Genomic DNA, 15,088 nt, shown 5'->3' with positions numbered 1-15,088 from the left:
TTGTTCGAGGGCCCGGTCCAGGATCTCATCGACGAGCTCGGCAAGCTGCCGGGTATCGGGCCGAAGAGCGCGCAGCGCATCGCCTTTCACTTGTTGTCTGTCGCGCCGCCGGAGATCGACCGGCTGACCGCGGTGCTGGCGAGGGTTCGCGAGGGAGTGCGGTTCTGCTCGATGTGCGGCAACGTCTCCGACGCCGAGCGCTGCCGCATCTGCGCCGACCCGCGGCGGGACGGCTCGCAGGTCTGCGTCGTGGAGGAGCCGAAGGACATTCCGGCCATCGAGCGCACCCGCGAATTCCGTGGCCGCTACCACGTGCTTGGCGGCGCGCTGGATCCGCTGTCCGGCGTCGGTCCCGACCAGCTGCGCATCCGGGAGCTGCTGAACCGCATCGGCGAGCCGGCCGAGGGGGTACAGATCTGCGAGGTCATCATCGCCACCGACCCCAACACCGAGGGTGAGGCGACCGCTACCTACCTGTTGCGGGTGCTGCGCGACATCCCGGGGCTGACCGTGACGAGGCTGGCATCGGGGCTCCCGATGGGCGGTGATCTGGAGTTTGCCGACGAGTTGACGCTGGGCCGCGCGCTCACCGGCCGCCGCGCCATGGTTTAGGCCGCTGCGCTCGCAACCGCTCGCGGCGCAGCAGCTCCACCTCGGGAAGCTCCAGCGGCGTCAGCTCGCCGACCACTCGGGTCAGCAGCAGGTCGGCCAGCTCGGGATTGCGGGCCAGGCACGGGCCGTGCATGTAGGTGGCGATGACGCTGCCCTGCACCGCGCCGTCGAAGCCCTCGCCCAGCCGGTTGCCCGCCCCCTTGCGCACCGCGCCCAGTGGCGATGCCGCGGCGCCCAGGACCGTCCCGCCGCGGTGGTTCTCGAAACCGGTCAACGGCTGGGTCAAGCCGACGAGCACGGGCGTGCTGACCAACTCGCCGATGGTGCGTTTCGCCTGCGGCGAAGTGGTCACGTCGAGCAGACCCACGCCCTCGACCCGTTCCCCGGCCGAGGTCTCATACCACTGCCCGAGCACCTGAATCGCCGCGCAAACAGCCAGCACCGGCACCCCCCGGCCGGCCGCGCGCTGCAGCCCGGGATGTCTGATGAGGTGGCGGGTGGCCAGCCGCTGCGCAGCGTCCTCGGCACCGCCCAGCGTGTAGAGATCCAACGACTCGGGCACCGGGTCGGCCAGCGTGATCTCGACGATCTCCGCCGCGATGCCCCGCAACAGCAGTCGTTGCCGCAGGACCACCGCATTGCCACCGTCGCCGTAGGTGCCCATCACGTCCGGCAGCACCAGCCCGATCCGCACCACCGAGTCGGCCGCACGGGTCATTTGAGCCCCGCCAAGCTCCGGTGCAGCTGCAAAAATGCGGTGTAGTTGGCGACGACCTCCACCCGCCCGGGGGGGCACGACGCGATGGCCGCCACCGGGTCATGCACCAGGGTGTGCCGCACCCCGGCGTATTCAAGCCGCACGGCCAGGTCGGTGCCCCGTTCGCCGGCGGCAACCACCGGTGGGCGCTCGCTCCGCTTATCCCCGCCGGCTTCGCCTCGTGGCCCCCCGGCGCCCGGTGATCCGCCGGGCTCGTCGGCCAGCCGCTCGAAGCTCACGTCCCACAGCCACGATAGGTCCTCACCGTCGGGGACTCGTCCGTTCACGGCGATGACCACCCCGTCCGCGTGCCGATCCACCATCGAGAGCGCCTCCTGCCACCCGGCGGGGTTCTTGGCCAGCAGCAGCCTGACGATGTGCTCACCGAGACGCCACGTCCGGTAGCGTCCGGCGACGTCGTCGACCCTCGACACGGCCGTCAGCGCACTCGCGGGATCCGCCCCCAGCGTGACAGCGGCCGCGACCGCCTGGGCGGCGTTGCCGCGATTCACCGAGCCGGGCAGCGCCAGCCGCATCGGCAGCGCCAGCCCGTCAGGCCCGTATAGGGTGTCCTCGTCGAACCACCAGTGCGGGCGGGGTCGTTTGAAATCCGTTCCCGTGGAATACCAGTGGTGGCCCTCACGAACGATCACCTCGCCGCTGCGCGGGCAGCTGACCGAGTCGCGTGACCACCCGCCGCCCGCGGCCACCCACACCACCTGAGCGCTGTCGTAGGCCGCCGACGTCATCAACACGTCATCGCAGTTGGCGACGACGATGGTCTTCGGGTGCCGGGCGAGCCCGGCCCGCAGGGTGCGTTCGATGACGGTGATCTCGCCGACGCGGTCCAGCTGGTCGCGCGACAGGTTGAGCAGGACGACCAGGGCGGCTTCCACCGCGTCCAAGACGTGCGGCACATGCATCTCGTCGACTTCCAGGACCGCCAGCCCAGCGTCGCGATCCGCGGCCAGCGCGGCCACCAGGCCGGCATCCATGTTGGCACCCTCGGCGTTGGTGGCCACAGCGCCCAACGTGCGCAGCGCGGCGGCGGTCATCCGGGTGGTGGTCGACTTGCCGTTGGTGCCGGTGACGATGACGGTGCGCCGTCCGGCGCCGAGCTGCCGCAGAACCGAGCGGTCCAATGTCATGGCGACCAGCCCACCGATCATGGCTCCGGCGCCGCGCCCGGTGACCCGCGACGCCCACCGCGCGCCGGCTCCGGCGGCGAGTGCGAGACGTGCCCGGGTGGTGATCACCCGCGCAGTTTAAGGTCACGACACGGGTCGGTGTGACCCCGGTGACGTCGGTGCGACGTGCCATCCTCAATTCATGCGAATGCCCCGGTGGCAGGCCCGAGGATGACCCCGAGTATGACCTGGGGCCGGCCGGCCACCGTTCCCGGCGGCGGCTGGGCCGTCGTCGACGTCGAGACATCGGGCTTCAGGCCCGGTCCGGCGCGGGTCATCAGCCTGGCCGTGCTGGGCCTAGATCCCGAGGGCCGAATGGAGCGATCCGTCGTAAGCCTGCTCAATCCCGGGGTGGATCCCGGCCCGACCCATGTGCACGGCCTGACCGCCGCGATGCTCGCCGACCAGCCGCGGTTCGCCCAGATCGTCGGCACGGTCGTGGAGGTGCTGCGCGGCCGCACCCTGGTCGCGCACAACGCCGCGTTCGACTACGCGTTCCTGGCCGCCGAAGCCGAGATGGCCGGAGCGGAACTGCCGGTCGACACCGTCATGTGCACCGTCGAGCTGGCCCGTCGGTTAGACCTCGGCGTCGACAATGTGCGGTTGGAGACGCTCGCCGCGCACTGGGGGGTGGTGCAGCAGCGGCCGCATGACGCGCTCGACGACGCCCTGGTGTTGAGCCGGGTGCTTCCCGCGGCGCTTGAGCGGGCCCGGGAGCGCGGCGTGTGGCTGCCCGTGCGTCCGGTCACCCGTCGGCGCTGGCCCAATGGCCGGGTCACCCACGACGAGCTGCGCCCGTTGCGGACGCTGGCGTCACGGATGCCGTGCCGTTATCGCAACCCGGGCCGGTATGTGCACGGCAAGCCGCTGGTCCAGGGGATGCGGGTGGCCTTGACCGCCCAGGTGACCCGGACCCAGGAGGAGCTCATCGAGAGGATTCTGCACGCCGGCTTGGCTTATTCCGATACCGTCGACCCGGAAACCTCGCTGGTGGTCTGTAACGAACCGTGTCCCAAGCACGGCAACGGCTACCTGGCCCGGAAGCTGGGCGTGCCGGTGGTCTCCGAAGTGTCTTTCCTGGAGTGCGCCGAGGACGTCGCCGCCGGCACCGATACCGCGGAATTCACCGGTGCGACGGCCCCAGGCGGACAGTACGCGCTGTTTTGACCCACCGCTCGCCGAACGCCGCGGACTTCGACGAATTCGGACTCGGCCCCGGGTTCAACCGCGGCAGGCGCGGTTCACCGCCGATACCACGGCGCGCAGCGACGCGGTGGTAATCGACGGCGCGATGCCCACGCCCCATACCGGCCGAGCGCCGTGGTCTTCTGGGTGAGGACCCGCTGCGCCCGGCTGCGCCGCGCTGGCGATCCTCACGCTGTCCCCTGGGTGAGGACCCGCTGCGCCCGGCTGCGCCGCGCTGGCGATCCTCACGCTGTCCCCTGGGTGAGGACCCGCTGCGCCCGGCTGCGCCGCGCTGGCGATCCTCACGCTGTCCCCTGGGTGAGGACCCGCTGCGCCCGGCTGCGCCGCGCTGGCGATCCTCACCACCGACGCCTCGACGTAGGCTGCGGCCTGCGCCTGCTCTCCGGCGGACATCGCATGCTCGGAGTAATCCAAGACGTGGATGTGGAAGCCGATCTGGCTGAGCGCGTCAACGAAGGCGGCCAGCGGACCGTTGCCGGTGCCGCTGATCTCAGTCTCCACGCCGTCGACCCGCACCACAGCTTCGATACGGTCGGTGCCGCCGTTGACCTCGGAGGCGACAACCCGCTGCCGCACCCACTGCAGCGGCCGGACCGGGGCCAGGTACTCCTCGGCGAAGGCTTCCCACATCTCCTTCGGCGAGACCTCCCCACCCTCGCCGTCGGCGATCTTCTGGATGACCCGGCTGAACTCGATCTGCAACCGCCGTGGCAGCACCAGGCCGTGGTCGGTCTTCATGATGTAGGCCACCCCGCCCTTGCCCGACTGGGAGTTGACCCGGATCACCGCTTCGTAGGTGCGTCCGACATCACGCGGGTCGATCGGCAGGTACGGCACCTGCCACAGCATGTCGTCGACGTCGGACCCGGCCTCATCCGCGGTGGTCTTCATCGCGTCCAACCCCTTGTTGATGGCGTCCTGATGGCTGCCGGAGAACGCGGTGTAGACCAGATCACCGCCGTAGGGGTGTCTTTCGTGCACCGGCAGTTGGTTGCAGTACTCCACGGTGCGCCGGATCTCGTCGATGTTGGAGAAGTCGATCTGCGGGTCGATGCCGCGGGAGAACAGGTTCAGCCCCAGCGTCACCAGGCAGACATTGCCGGTGCGTTCGCCGTTGCCGAACAGGCAGCCCTCGATCCGGTCGGCACCCGCCTGATACCCCAATTCGGCTGCAGCGACGGCGGTTCCGCGGTCGTTGTGGGGATGCAGCGAAAGGACGGCGGACTCACGCCATTTCAAGTTGCGGCTCATCCATTCGATCGAGTCGGCGTAGACGTTGGGGGTTGCCATCTCGACGGTGGCCGGCAGGTTGAAGATGATCGGGTTGTCCGGAGTCGGACGGATAACGTCGCCGACAGCGTCGCACACCTGCTTCGCGTACTGCAGTTCGGTGCCGGTGTAGGACTCCGGGGAGTACTCGAACCGCCACCGTGTTCCGGGATACCTGGCCGCCTCTTCGAGGCATTTACGGGCGCCCTGCACCGCGATCTCCAGCACGGCGGCGCGGTCGGCGCGAAATACCACGCGCCGCTGCAGGATTGATGTCGAGTTGTAGAAATGCACGATCACTTTCGGCGCGCCCCGGCATGCCTGGAAGGTGCGCTCGATCAGCTCCGGACGGCACTGGGTGAGCACCTGAATGGTGACGTCCTCGGGGATCGCGTCTTGCTCGATGATCTCGCGGACGAAATCAAAATCGGTCTGGCTCGCCGACGGGAAGCCGACCTCGATCTCCTTGTAGCCCATCCGCACCAGCAGGTCGAACATACGACGCTTGCGCGCCGGGCTCATCGGGTCGATCAGGGCCTGATTGCCATCGCGTAAATCCACCGCGCACCACAGCGGGGCTTTGTCGATAACGCGGTCGGGCCAGGTGCGGTCGGGCAGGCTGATCGGTTCGACTTCCTCGGCGTAGCTGCGGTAGCGATGGATCGGCATGCTGGAACCGCGCTGGGTGTTCCACGCGGGCTGGCCGGGATTAGGCGCGCCCGCGGGCTTGGTGATGGTGTGAACCGACGTGAACGCGTCCGCGCCGTCGGGGGAAGGCCGGGAAAAGCTTGTCACAGTGAATTGCTCCAGGGTTACGGAAAAGGAACCTCAGACCGGCGCATCGCGAACACCCGCGACGGGAAGCCGGTCCGGATCAGACCCCGCCGCGGCGTCCGAGAAGGAGCACCCGCTGCACAGTGGGTACTCTACCGCGCGGGGTCCGGTTACCGAAATGCCGGTCCGGCCCGGGGGGACGCCGGCGCCGGCCCCGGGGTTTTCGGGCCGGGGCCGGGAGGCCTCGCATGGCCTGCGCTGTCGCCGGGCGGACCCACGTATTCTGTTGTGGACCTAAACCCCAGCGATGCTGGTGAATCGAGAGGTGATAGTGGCGCTCGTCGTGCAGAAGTACGGCGGTTCGTCGGTGGCCGATGCCGAACGAATCCGCCGCGTCGCCGAGCGCATCGTCGAGACCAAGAAGCGGGGCAACGACGTGGTGGTAGTGGTCTCGGCCATGGGCGACACCACCGACGCCCTGCTGGAGCTGGCCCAGCAGGTGTGTCCGGTGCCGCCGCCCCGCGAACTGGACATGCTGCTGACCGCCGGTGAACGCATCTCCAACGCGCTGGTGGCGATGGCCATCGAGTCGCTCGGCGCTCAGGCCCGCTCGTTCACCGGCTCGCAGGCCGGTGTCATCACCACCGGCACGCACGGCAATGCGAAAATCATCGACGTTACCCCGGGCCGACTTCGATCCGCGCTCGCCGAGGGCCAGATCGTGCTGGTCGCGGGTTTCCAGGGGGTCAGCCAGGACACCCGGGACATCACCACGCTGGGTCGCGGCGGCTCGGACACCACGGCGGTCGCCTTGGCCGCCGCGCTGGGCGCCGACATCTGCGAGATCTACACCGACGTGGACGGTATTTTCAGCGCAGACCCCCGGATCGTGCCCAACGCCCGCCGGCTGGACACCGTCACCTTCGAAGAAATGCTGGAGATGGCGGCCTGCGGTGCGAAGGTGTTGATGCTGCGGTGCGTCGAATACGCCCGCCGCTACAACATTCCGGTGCACGTTCGCTCGTCGTATTCGGACAAGCCCGGCACCGTCGTTGCCGGATCGATCGAGGACAAGCCTATGGAAGACCCTATCTTGACCGGAGTGGCCCACGACCGCAGCGAGGCCAAGGTGACCGTCGTGGGACTTCCTGACCTCCCGGGCTATGCGGCCAAGGTGTTTCGCGCGGTCGCCGATGTCGACGTGAACATCGACATGGTGCTGCAGAACGTGTCCAAGGTCGAAAACGGCAAGACCGATATCACCTTCACCTGCTCACGCACCAGCGGACCCACCGCGGTGGCCAAGCTCGAGTCGCTCAAAAATGAGATCGGTTTCACCCAGGTGCTTTACGACGACCACATCGGCAAGGTCTCGCTGATCGGGGCGGGCATGCGCAGCCATCCCGGCGTCACCGCCACGTTCTGCGAAGCGCTCGCCGCCGTCGGGATCAACATCGACCTGATCTCCACCTCCGAGATTCGGATCTCGGTGCTGATCAAGGACACCGAACTGGACAAGGCGGTGCTCGCACTGCATGAGGCGTTCGGTCTCGGCGGCACGGAACAGGCGACCGTGTACGCCGGGACGGGGCGGTAATGGTCGCGCTCGGGATCGTCGGCGCCACCGGTCAGGTGGGCCAGGTGATGCGCACCCTGCTCGACGAGCGCGACTTTCCCGCCACGACGGTGCGGTTTTTCGCCTCCGCCCGCTCGTCGGGCCGCAAGCTCGCGTTCCGCGGTGCGGAGATCGAGGTTGAGGACGTTGCCACCGCCGACCCGAGCGGGCTGGACATCGCTTTGTTTTCCGCAGGGGCGACGGTGTCTCGGCTGCATGCGCCGCGCTTCGCCGCGGCCGGGGCGACGGTGATCGACAACTCTTCGGCGTGGCGTAAGGATCCCGAGGTCCCGCTGGTGGTCGCCGAGGTGAACTTTGCCCGTGACGCCCACAACCGACCCAAAGGCATCATCGCCAACCCCAACTGCACCACGATGGCCGCTATGCCGGTGCTCAAGGTGCTGCACGACGAGGCCCGCCTGGTACGCCTGGTGGCCTCCAGCTATCAAGCGGTGTCCGGCAGCGGTGTGGCCGGGGTGACCGAACTGGCCGGGCAGACCCGCGCGGTTATCGATCACGCCGAGCACCTGGTGCACGATGGCGGTGCCGTGCAGTTCCCGACGCCCAGCGCCTACGTCGCGCCGATCGCGTTCAACGTGGTTCCGCTGGCCGGCACCCTGGTCGATGACGGCTCCGGCGAGACTAACGAGGATCAGAAGCTGCGTGACGAAAGCCGCAAGATTCTCGGTATTCCCGACCTTTTGGTCAGTGGTACCTGCGTGCGGGTTCCGGTGTTCACCGGCCACTCGCTGTCGATCAACGCCGAGTTCGCCCGGCCGCTCTCACCCCGCAGAGCCCGCGAGCTTCTCGACGGCGCTCCGGGTGTGAAGCTGGTCGATGTGCCGACGCCGTTGGCCGCCACCGGTGTCGACGAGTCGCTGGTCGGCCGGATCCGACAGGATCGCAGCGTGCCCGACGGGCGCGGCCTGGCGTTGTTTGTCTGCAGTGACAACCTGCGCAAAGGGGCGGCGCTCAATACCATCCAGATCGCCGAGCTGCTGCTCGCCGAATTGTGATCCGCGGGTGAGTTCGGCCCGCACCCGCCGGGTCACGCGGTCATCGCTGATGGCTGCGTCGGTGGCGTGTTTCCTTGTGCCACATGGAGTTTGGGTAGCAAGAGCCGATCCTCCCGCGCCCCGGCCCGAGCCGATCTTGCAGCCGCTGGCACCCGGTGAAGTGGTGCGGATCGGTCCGGCCGCCGGCACCGGAACCCCGACCCGGGACTACGGCATCGGCGCCACCGATCTGTGTGCGTTCATGGAATTCCCCAGCGGCGTGCTGCAGGTCTGTGGTGACAGCTTCCCGGGGGAGGGGGTCGGCTTCGGCCGCGGATACGCTCCGGTCGCGCTGCGCGTCGAAACTGGCTCCGTCGACAGCCCGGCCGGGGTGCGCTACTTCGGCGTCATGGGGGTGGACAAACCCCTGCTGGCCGACCCCACCCCACCCGGTGCCTCTCAGCTGCCCGCCGGCGTGGTGCAGATCAACCGGCAGAGCTACCTGCTGGTGACCACCGCCGTCAACCTGGTACCGCAGAATTCACGCCTGGTGAAAGCCAATCCGGCAGAAGACAATTGGCCGACGGTCCCCGGGTCTATCCGGGAGGCGTCGTACCAGGACGGCCGGCAGACGCAGATCAGCGGATATTACGACCCGATCCCCACCGCCGACTCTCCGAGCGGCTGGGTGTACATCGTGGCCGACAGCTTCGAGCGCACCCAGCCGGTGGTGCTGTACCGCGTCACGCCGGAGGCGTTCACCGACCGCTCTCGCTGGCAGGGCTGGGCGGCCGACGGCGGCTGGAACAAGCCACCCACACCGTTGTGGGGCGACAGGGTGGGGGAGATGAGCTTCAAGCAGATCGACGGCAAGGCGGTGCTGTCGTATTTCAACGCCAGCACCGGCAACATGGAAATCAGGGTGGCCGACGATCCGACATCGCTGGGCACCGCGCCGGTGACCACGGTGGTGCGACACGACGAGTGGCCGGAACCCGCCGATAGCCTGCCACCCCCCTCCGACAACCGGCTCGCGCAACCCTATGGCGGTTACATCTCACCGGGCTCGACACTAGATGAAGTGCGGGTATTCGTCAGCCAGTGGAACAACGCCGACCCCCGCGCCCGCGCGCCCTACCGGGTGATCCAGTTCGCGGTCAACCCGTATAAGCCCGAGCAAAGCTAGCCGGGCTGCTCATAGCGATTGCATAGCCAGCACATAGCCGCGGCACTGGTAGGCCCGACAGGGTAGGAGGCATGACTGAAACACCAGAACCCATCACCGGGCGGACCCCGCCCGTCACCGCAGCGCTGCACCGACCGAACCGGCTCTACCAGGCCGCGGCCTGGGTGGCGATCGTCGCCGGAACCGTGTTCGTCGTCGCGGTCGTGTTCTTCAGCGGCTTCGTGCTAGGCAGACACGCTGGGCCGCATCACTTCCGCCCCCAGCACCACCACGCCGCCGTGTTCCACCCGCGTCATGCGCACCGCGGATCAGGGCCGATGGCACCGAGAGGGCCCGTCCGCGGGCCCGGTGGTGTGACCCCCGGACCGGGCCAGCCACCGGCGTCTTTGGCCCCGACCCCCTGAGATCACGAATCGTCGGTAATCAAACCGGTAATCAAATCTGGCCCGGCGCTCTAGTCGAAGGGCGCCGGGTCACGGCTGCCCAATCGGGTGCGGGTGTCTTGACGGCACCCACTTCGGGTACTGCGGCAGCCCCATTATCCCCATTGCACCGTCTTGCATCGCTCTCATTGTCGATATATCGTAATATATCGAAGCAGCCTACCGCAGATGCTTCTTGCCGGAAACCGGGAGACATCCATGAACGAACCACGATCGGGGAGCGGGTGGCGGAGTGAACGGACGCGGCCGGGGGAGGCCGGGGACGTTGAGCTTTATGGGAGCGACCGTCCCGCCGCTTGGGAACCCATATACGACGAGGAGTCCGAATTCGAAGCCGAGTACGACGAGGAACCCGACGACGAGGAACCCGACGACGAGGAACCTGGCGACGAGGAACCTGGCATCCCACCGGGCTTCGGCCCCGGTGAAGGGTGGGGCGAGCATCCCGGCCCTGGTCGCGAACCAAAACTCGTCCCAGGTCCCAGACCGGGCCCTGGCCCCCACCCCGGACCTCCCCACGAGCACGGTCCCGGCGTAACAAAGACCCCCGGAAAGAAGGCTCCGGGCAAGAAAGCTCCGGGCAAGAAAGCCCCGGGGAAGAAGGCTTCCGGCCCTTCGCCGCCACCGCCGTATGGGCACGGACCCGGGCGTCCCGAGGGGCCCGGTCCGGAAGTGGGTTTGGGTTTTCGGCCGGGCGCCGATTTTGGTTTCGATTTCGGTTTCGGCTTCGGCCAGGGCGGCACTCGCGGCCGGGGCGGCTTCCGCTCCGGCCGTCGCGGTCGCCGCGGTGATATTCGCGCGGCCATCTTGACCCTGCTCGCCGAGCGACCCATGCATGGCTATGAGATGATCCGGGAAATTACCGAACGCAGTCGGGATCTGTGGCGGCCAAGCCCGGGCTCGGTATACCCGACGCTACAGCTGCTGGATGACGAGGGGCTAGTCACCGGTTCCGAAAGCGAAGGCAGCAAAAAGCTTTTCGAGTTGACTGACAAAGGTCGCGACGCCGCCGAGAAGATCCAGATCCCGCCGTGGGAGGAAATCGTCGGGGGCGTCGACGTGGGTCAGGTCAACTTGCGCGCCGCGCTGGGTCAATTGTTCGGCGCGGTGGCGCAATCCGCATATACGGCCAGCGCTGAACAGCAGCAGCGCATCCTGGCCATCCTCAAAAACGCCCGGCGCGAGATCTATCTGCTGCTTGCCGAGTCCGACTAAACGACGGCCGTACCGACCGAGCTACCGTCGGGTGCGCAGACCCGACGACATTTCAAATGATATTCAACTGATATCAGCCCCCGCGCTGGGCGAAGGGGCTGTGAGCCCAGTGCCGACCGCATCCGGCCGAATCCGACGGGGAGGCGGGGGGTAACTATTCTCGTCGCAAAACGAACGCGACTCGCTTGGCAAATACCAGGGTTAGCGTTCCGAGCAAATTATGGTCGCTTCGTGTACCGTCGAACGGTCCTGAAGCTACCGTTGTTGCTGGCAGCAGGCATGGCGATGACCCAACTACCCCGCGCCTCCGGGGAGCCGGGCCGGTGGTCGGCAGACCGCGCCCACCGCTGGTATCGGGCGCAAGGTTGGCGGGTCGGAGCGAACTACATACCCTCGAACGCCATCAACCAGCTGGAGATGTTTCAGGCCGCCACATACGACCCCCGGCGCATCGACACGGAGTTGGGCTGGGCCCGGTTCCATGGTCTCAACACCGTGCGGGTTTTCCTTCACGATCAGCTGTGGGCCCAGGATCGCCAGGGCTTTCAAACACGTCTCGCCCAGTTCGTCGGAATTGCCGCCCGTCACCGCATCAAACCACTTTTCGTGTTGTTTGACTCCTGCTGGGATCCGTTGCCCAGGTCCGGTCCGCAGCGCGCACCCAGGCCCGGGATACACAACTCCGGCTGGGTGCAGAGCCCGGGTGCTGAACGCATCGCCGATCGCAGCTATACCCGGGTGCTCTATGACTATGTCACCGGTGTGTTGAGCCAATTCCGCAATGACGATCGCGTTTTAGGTTGGGACCTATGGAACGAACCCGACAACCCCGCGCGCGTCTATCGCGACGTCGAACGCAAAGACAAACAGGAGCGTGTCGCCGAGCTGTTTCCCCAGGTGGTCCGGTGGGCGCGTTCGGTTAATCCCAGTCAACCGTTAACAAGCGCTGTGTGGCAAGGTGATTGGGCAGATCCTGGGAGTCGCAGCGCTATTAGCGAGAGCCAGCTCGACAACTCCGACGTCATCACCTTTCACTGCTATGGCGAACCGGCGGCTTTTGAGTCTCGGATCGGTGAGCTTTCCCCGCTGGGCCGGCCCATCCTCTGCACCGAGTACATGGCTCGGCCGCTGGGCAGCACGGTTGACGCAATCCTGCCAATCGCAAAGCGATACAACGTTGGCGCCCTCAACTGGGGACTGGTTGCCGGGAAGACTCAGACCTACTTCCCTTGGGACTCGTGGGATCACCCGTACTCGACGATCCCGGATGTGTGGTTTCACGACCTGCTGCGGCCGGATGGACGGCCTTTTCAGGACAGCGAAGTGCAAACGATCAAAACCCTCGGCGCCCAGCCGGCGTAGTCGGGTGATGAGCCAGGGGAGTGTTCGGCGTGTCGGGAGACGCCGCACTTCAGGGGTTCCGTTAAGCGCTCTCGCCCTTAGACCTAGGCGGGAGACTTAGGCGGGCACCACCGCGGTGTCGTTGTCTTCGGGAAGATCATGCCGGACGGCGCGCACCCTGCCGCCGGGCAGGCAGACCGCATAACCGCGGTATTTGCCATACAACTCCCATGCGATGCGATGAGCGTCGCCCCCGACGTCAATCTGGTGGCCGCTGGAGAACTCGAGGTGCAGGTGGCCGTTCTCGGCGCAGGTGGCCCGGGTGCAGGTGGCTCCCGCGAAATCCAGCAGCGCCCGCTGCCAGCCCGAGAGGTTGCGGGGATCGATAAGCACCTGTTCGGCAGGGTGAAGCTCTGCCGGGGGCAGGGTCAGCCGCAGCGATCCGGAAATGACGAGCTGGTTGTAATCGTCCAGATTAAGCACCAGCCCGTCGCGCAGCGCGATGCGTTGGACGGCGTGTCCTTCGATCCACCGGTGGAGCATGAGCGGTCCTTCGGCCGTACCAAGATCACTAATGATACCAGCAGTATCGTAACGATACTAGCAGTCTTGTTTACGGGCGAAAGGCCCGTGATCCGCGTGACCCGGGAGTCCCGGTAACCCGGTTCGGATGGAGAGGCCGATCAGCCGCAGCCGGCATCGCACCGCAGGCCGTCATCGGGCGGGGTGTTACAGGTGTTACAGATAGATGTCGAGCAGCACAGCCACCGTGAGCGCGACGGGGAAAACCGGCAGCGCGAACGCGAAGGCCGCCCATGGATACCGGTGTGCCCGACGCAGCCGCCAGCCCCACATCCCGGCCGCGACCGCGAGTGCACCGGAGAGGGCCAACACGTCCAGGCTCCAGCGGCTCACCGTCGTGGTCGCCTCCCCGATTGAAAAGGCCACCAGCCAGCCGATGTAGCCGATGAGCATTCCGCCGGCAGCGCCTGCGGCGGTCTCGACGCGAATCATGAGACGCGCGCTCAGAAGTTGATCATGTGGCCGAGCAGACCATGAAAGCACTCCTGCAGCGCCTCCGACATGGTCGGGTGAGTGTGTACGTTGCGTGCCAGCTCGTTTGCCGTCAGATCCCACTTCTGCGCGAGCGTGAGCTCCGGCAGCAGCTCAGAAACGTCGTGACCGATTAGGTGCCCGCCCAGCAGTTCCCCATGGGTGGCGTCGCCCACCAGCTTGACGAAACCACTGGGGTCACCCATCCCGTGAGCCTTGGCGTTGGCGGTCAATGGAAACTTGGCGACCTTCACGTCATAACCCTCGTCGCGGGCCTGCTGCTCGGTGAGCCCGAAGCTGGCGACCTGCGGCTGACAGAACGTCGCCCGCGGCATCATCCGGTAGTCGCCGAGCGGCAATGTCTCAGCGCCGGCGATGGTTTCGGCAGCCACCACGCCCTGCGCCTCGGCGACATGGGCGAGTTGGCACAAACAGGTGACATCACCGATCGCATAGATGTGGCCGACGTTGGTGCGCATGTAGTCGTCGACTCCGATCCCCCCGCGCTCGTTCAGCCGCACCCCGGTGGCCTGCAGCCCGTAGCCGTCGACATTGGGCGCGAAACCGATTGCCTGAAGCACCTTGTCGGCCTTGAGCTCGTCGGTTCGGCCGTCCGCGCTGACCCGCACCGTCACGTGCGAGCCGTTGTCGGCAATGCCTTCCACCTTGGTCCCGGTGAGCATCTTGACACCCAGCTTCTTGAACTGCCTCTCGATCTCCTGGGACACCTCGGCGTCCTCGATGGGCAGCGCCCGGGGCAGAAACTCCACGATGGTGACATCGACACCGTAGTTCTTCAGCACGTAGCCGAATTCCATCCCGATGGCACCGGCGCCGGCGATGATGATCGAACCGGGCAGCTCCCTTGACAAGATCAGCTCTTCGTAGGTGACGACGTTCTGCGACACCGCGGTTCCCGGCACCAGCCGGGCGCTGCTGCCGGTGGCGATGATGGCGTTGTCGAAGGTGACGGTCTGGGTGCCGCCGTCATTGAGATCCACCGTCAGCGTGTGCGGATCCCGGAAGCGGCCGTAGCCGTGGATCTCGGTGATCTTGTTTTTCTTCATCAGAAAGTGCACGCCGGCGACGCGGCCCTCGGCCACCTTGCGGCTGCGATCATAGGCGACGCCGTAGTCGAACCTCGCCTCGCCGCTGATTCCGAACGTCTTGGCCTGCTTGGTGAAGATATGCACGAGTTCGGCGTTGCGCAGCAGCGCCTTAGACGGAATGCAACCGACGTTGAGGCAGACACCGCCCCAGTACTTCGGTTCCACGACCGCGGTGCGCTGCCCGAGCTGGGCGGCGCGAATGGCCGCGACGTATCCGCCGGGGCCGGCTCCGAGGACGACGACGTCGTAATGAGTCACGGCCCCTACCCTAACGGGCGCCGCCAATCGGAAGCCACGGTCGTGGGCCCGCCCCGATCGCAGCCGCC

General features: G+C 67.0%; 13 protein-coding genes and 1 pseudogene. 8 read left to right on the top strand and 6 right to left on the bottom strand.

Annotated elements, in window-relative coordinates; all coding sequences use genetic code 11:
• On the top strand, nt 1-612 hold the full coding sequence (recR, locus tag QJR12_RS01070) for a recombination mediator RecR (RefSeq protein WP_300575256.1): 612 nt from the start codon (nt 1-3) through the stop codon (nt 610-612).
• Here the strand turns inward: recR and QJR12_RS01065 are convergent.
• Entirely contained in the window at nt 587-1,309 is a 723-nt protein-coding gene (locus tag QJR12_RS01065; RefSeq protein ID WP_300576442.1) for a type 1 glutamine amidotransferase, read from the bottom strand. The genes recR and QJR12_RS01065 overlap by 26 nt on opposite strands.
• A gap of 17 nt (nt 1,310-1,326) precedes the next feature.
• A complete protein-coding gene (locus tag QJR12_RS01060) occupies nt 1,327-2,625 on the bottom strand; it encodes a Mur ligase family protein (RefSeq protein ID WP_300575254.1) in 1,299 nt (432 codons plus the stop codon).
• A 102-nt stretch (nt 2,626-2,727) separates the two neighbouring features.
• Between QJR12_RS01060 and QJR12_RS01055 the strand changes: the two genes are divergently transcribed.
• Nucleotides 2,728-3,723, top strand: coding sequence for a DEDDh family exonuclease (locus QJR12_RS01055; RefSeq protein WP_300575252.1), 996 nt, complete (start codon nt 2,728-2,730; stop codon nt 3,721-3,723).
• 54 nt (nt 3,724-3,777) lie between these two features.
• On the opposite strand, the gene leuA is transcribed toward QJR12_RS01055, so the two are convergent.
• Entirely contained in the window at nt 3,778-5,826 is a 2,049-nt protein-coding gene (gene leuA, locus QJR12_RS01050) for a 2-isopropylmalate synthase (protein ID WP_300575250.1), read from the bottom strand.
• Between the two features lie 310 nt (nt 5,827-6,136).
• Between leuA and QJR12_RS01045 the strand changes: the two genes are divergently transcribed.
• The 6 genes and pseudogenes from QJR12_RS01045 (at nt 6,137) to QJR12_RS01020 (ending at nt 12,621) form a co-directional block, all read left to right on the top strand.
• Nucleotides 6,137-7,402 carry an aspartate kinase gene (locus QJR12_RS01045; protein WP_300576439.1) on the top strand — a complete coding sequence of 422 codons (1,266 nt, stop codon included), beginning with the start codon at nt 6,137-6,139 and terminating at the stop codon, nt 7,400-7,402.
• Nucleotides 7,402-8,436, top strand: coding sequence for an aspartate-semialdehyde dehydrogenase (locus tag QJR12_RS01040; protein ID WP_300575248.1), 1,035 nt, complete (start codon nt 7,402-7,404; stop codon nt 8,434-8,436). Before QJR12_RS01045 ends, QJR12_RS01040 begins: the two co-directional genes overlap by 1 nt.
• Before the next feature lie 49 nt (nt 8,437-8,485).
• Nucleotides 8,486-9,601, top strand: coding sequence for a DUF4185 domain-containing protein (locus QJR12_RS01035; protein ID WP_300576436.1), 1,116 nt, complete (start codon nt 8,486-8,488; stop codon nt 9,599-9,601).
• Between the two features lie 71 nt (nt 9,602-9,672).
• Complete coding sequence (locus tag QJR12_RS01030; protein WP_300575246.1) at nt 9,673-10,005, top strand: hypothetical protein; 333 nt, start codon at nt 9,673-9,675, stop codon at nt 10,003-10,005.
• A gap of 690 nt (nt 10,006-10,695) precedes the next feature.
• Nucleotides 10,696-11,259, top strand: a pseudogene (locus tag QJR12_RS01025) (PadR family transcriptional regulator); the annotation flags it as partial.
• Between the two features lie 231 nt (nt 11,260-11,490).
• Nucleotides 11,491-12,621 carry a 1,4-beta-xylanase gene (locus QJR12_RS01020; protein WP_300575244.1) on the top strand — a complete coding sequence of 377 codons (1,131 nt, stop codon included), beginning with the start codon at nt 11,491-11,493 and terminating at the stop codon, nt 12,619-12,621.
• 96 nt (nt 12,622-12,717) lie between these two features.
• Here QJR12_RS01020 and QJR12_RS01015 read toward each other — a convergent pair whose 3' ends face one another.
• The 3 genes from QJR12_RS01015 to lpdA all read right to left on the bottom strand — a co-directional run bounded on the left by QJR12_RS01015 (nt 12,718) and on the right by lpdA (nt 15,020).
• Entirely contained in the window at nt 12,718-13,143 is a 426-nt protein-coding gene (locus QJR12_RS01015; RefSeq protein ID WP_300575242.1) for a DUF6188 family protein, read from the bottom strand.
• A gap of 195 nt (nt 13,144-13,338) precedes the next feature.
• On the bottom strand, nt 13,339-13,614 hold the full coding sequence (locus QJR12_RS01010) for a hypothetical protein (RefSeq protein WP_300575240.1): 276 nt from the start codon (nt 13,612-13,614) through the stop codon (nt 13,339-13,341).
• 11 nt (nt 13,615-13,625) lie between these two features.
• Nucleotides 13,626-15,020: a dihydrolipoyl dehydrogenase gene (gene lpdA / locus QJR12_RS01005; RefSeq protein ID WP_300575238.1), complete on the bottom strand. Its 1,395-nt coding sequence runs from the start codon at nt 15,018-15,020 to the stop codon at nt 13,626-13,628.
• Nucleotides 15,021-15,088 lie beyond the last annotated feature (68 nt).

Source organism: Mycobacterium sp., assembly GCF_029961025.1.
Lineage (GTDB): Bacteria > Actinomycetota > Actinomycetes > Mycobacteriales > Mycobacteriaceae > Mycobacterium.
The sequence above is the reverse complement of the archived record's forward strand: the minus strand, read 5'-3'. Positions and strand labels throughout refer to the sequence as shown.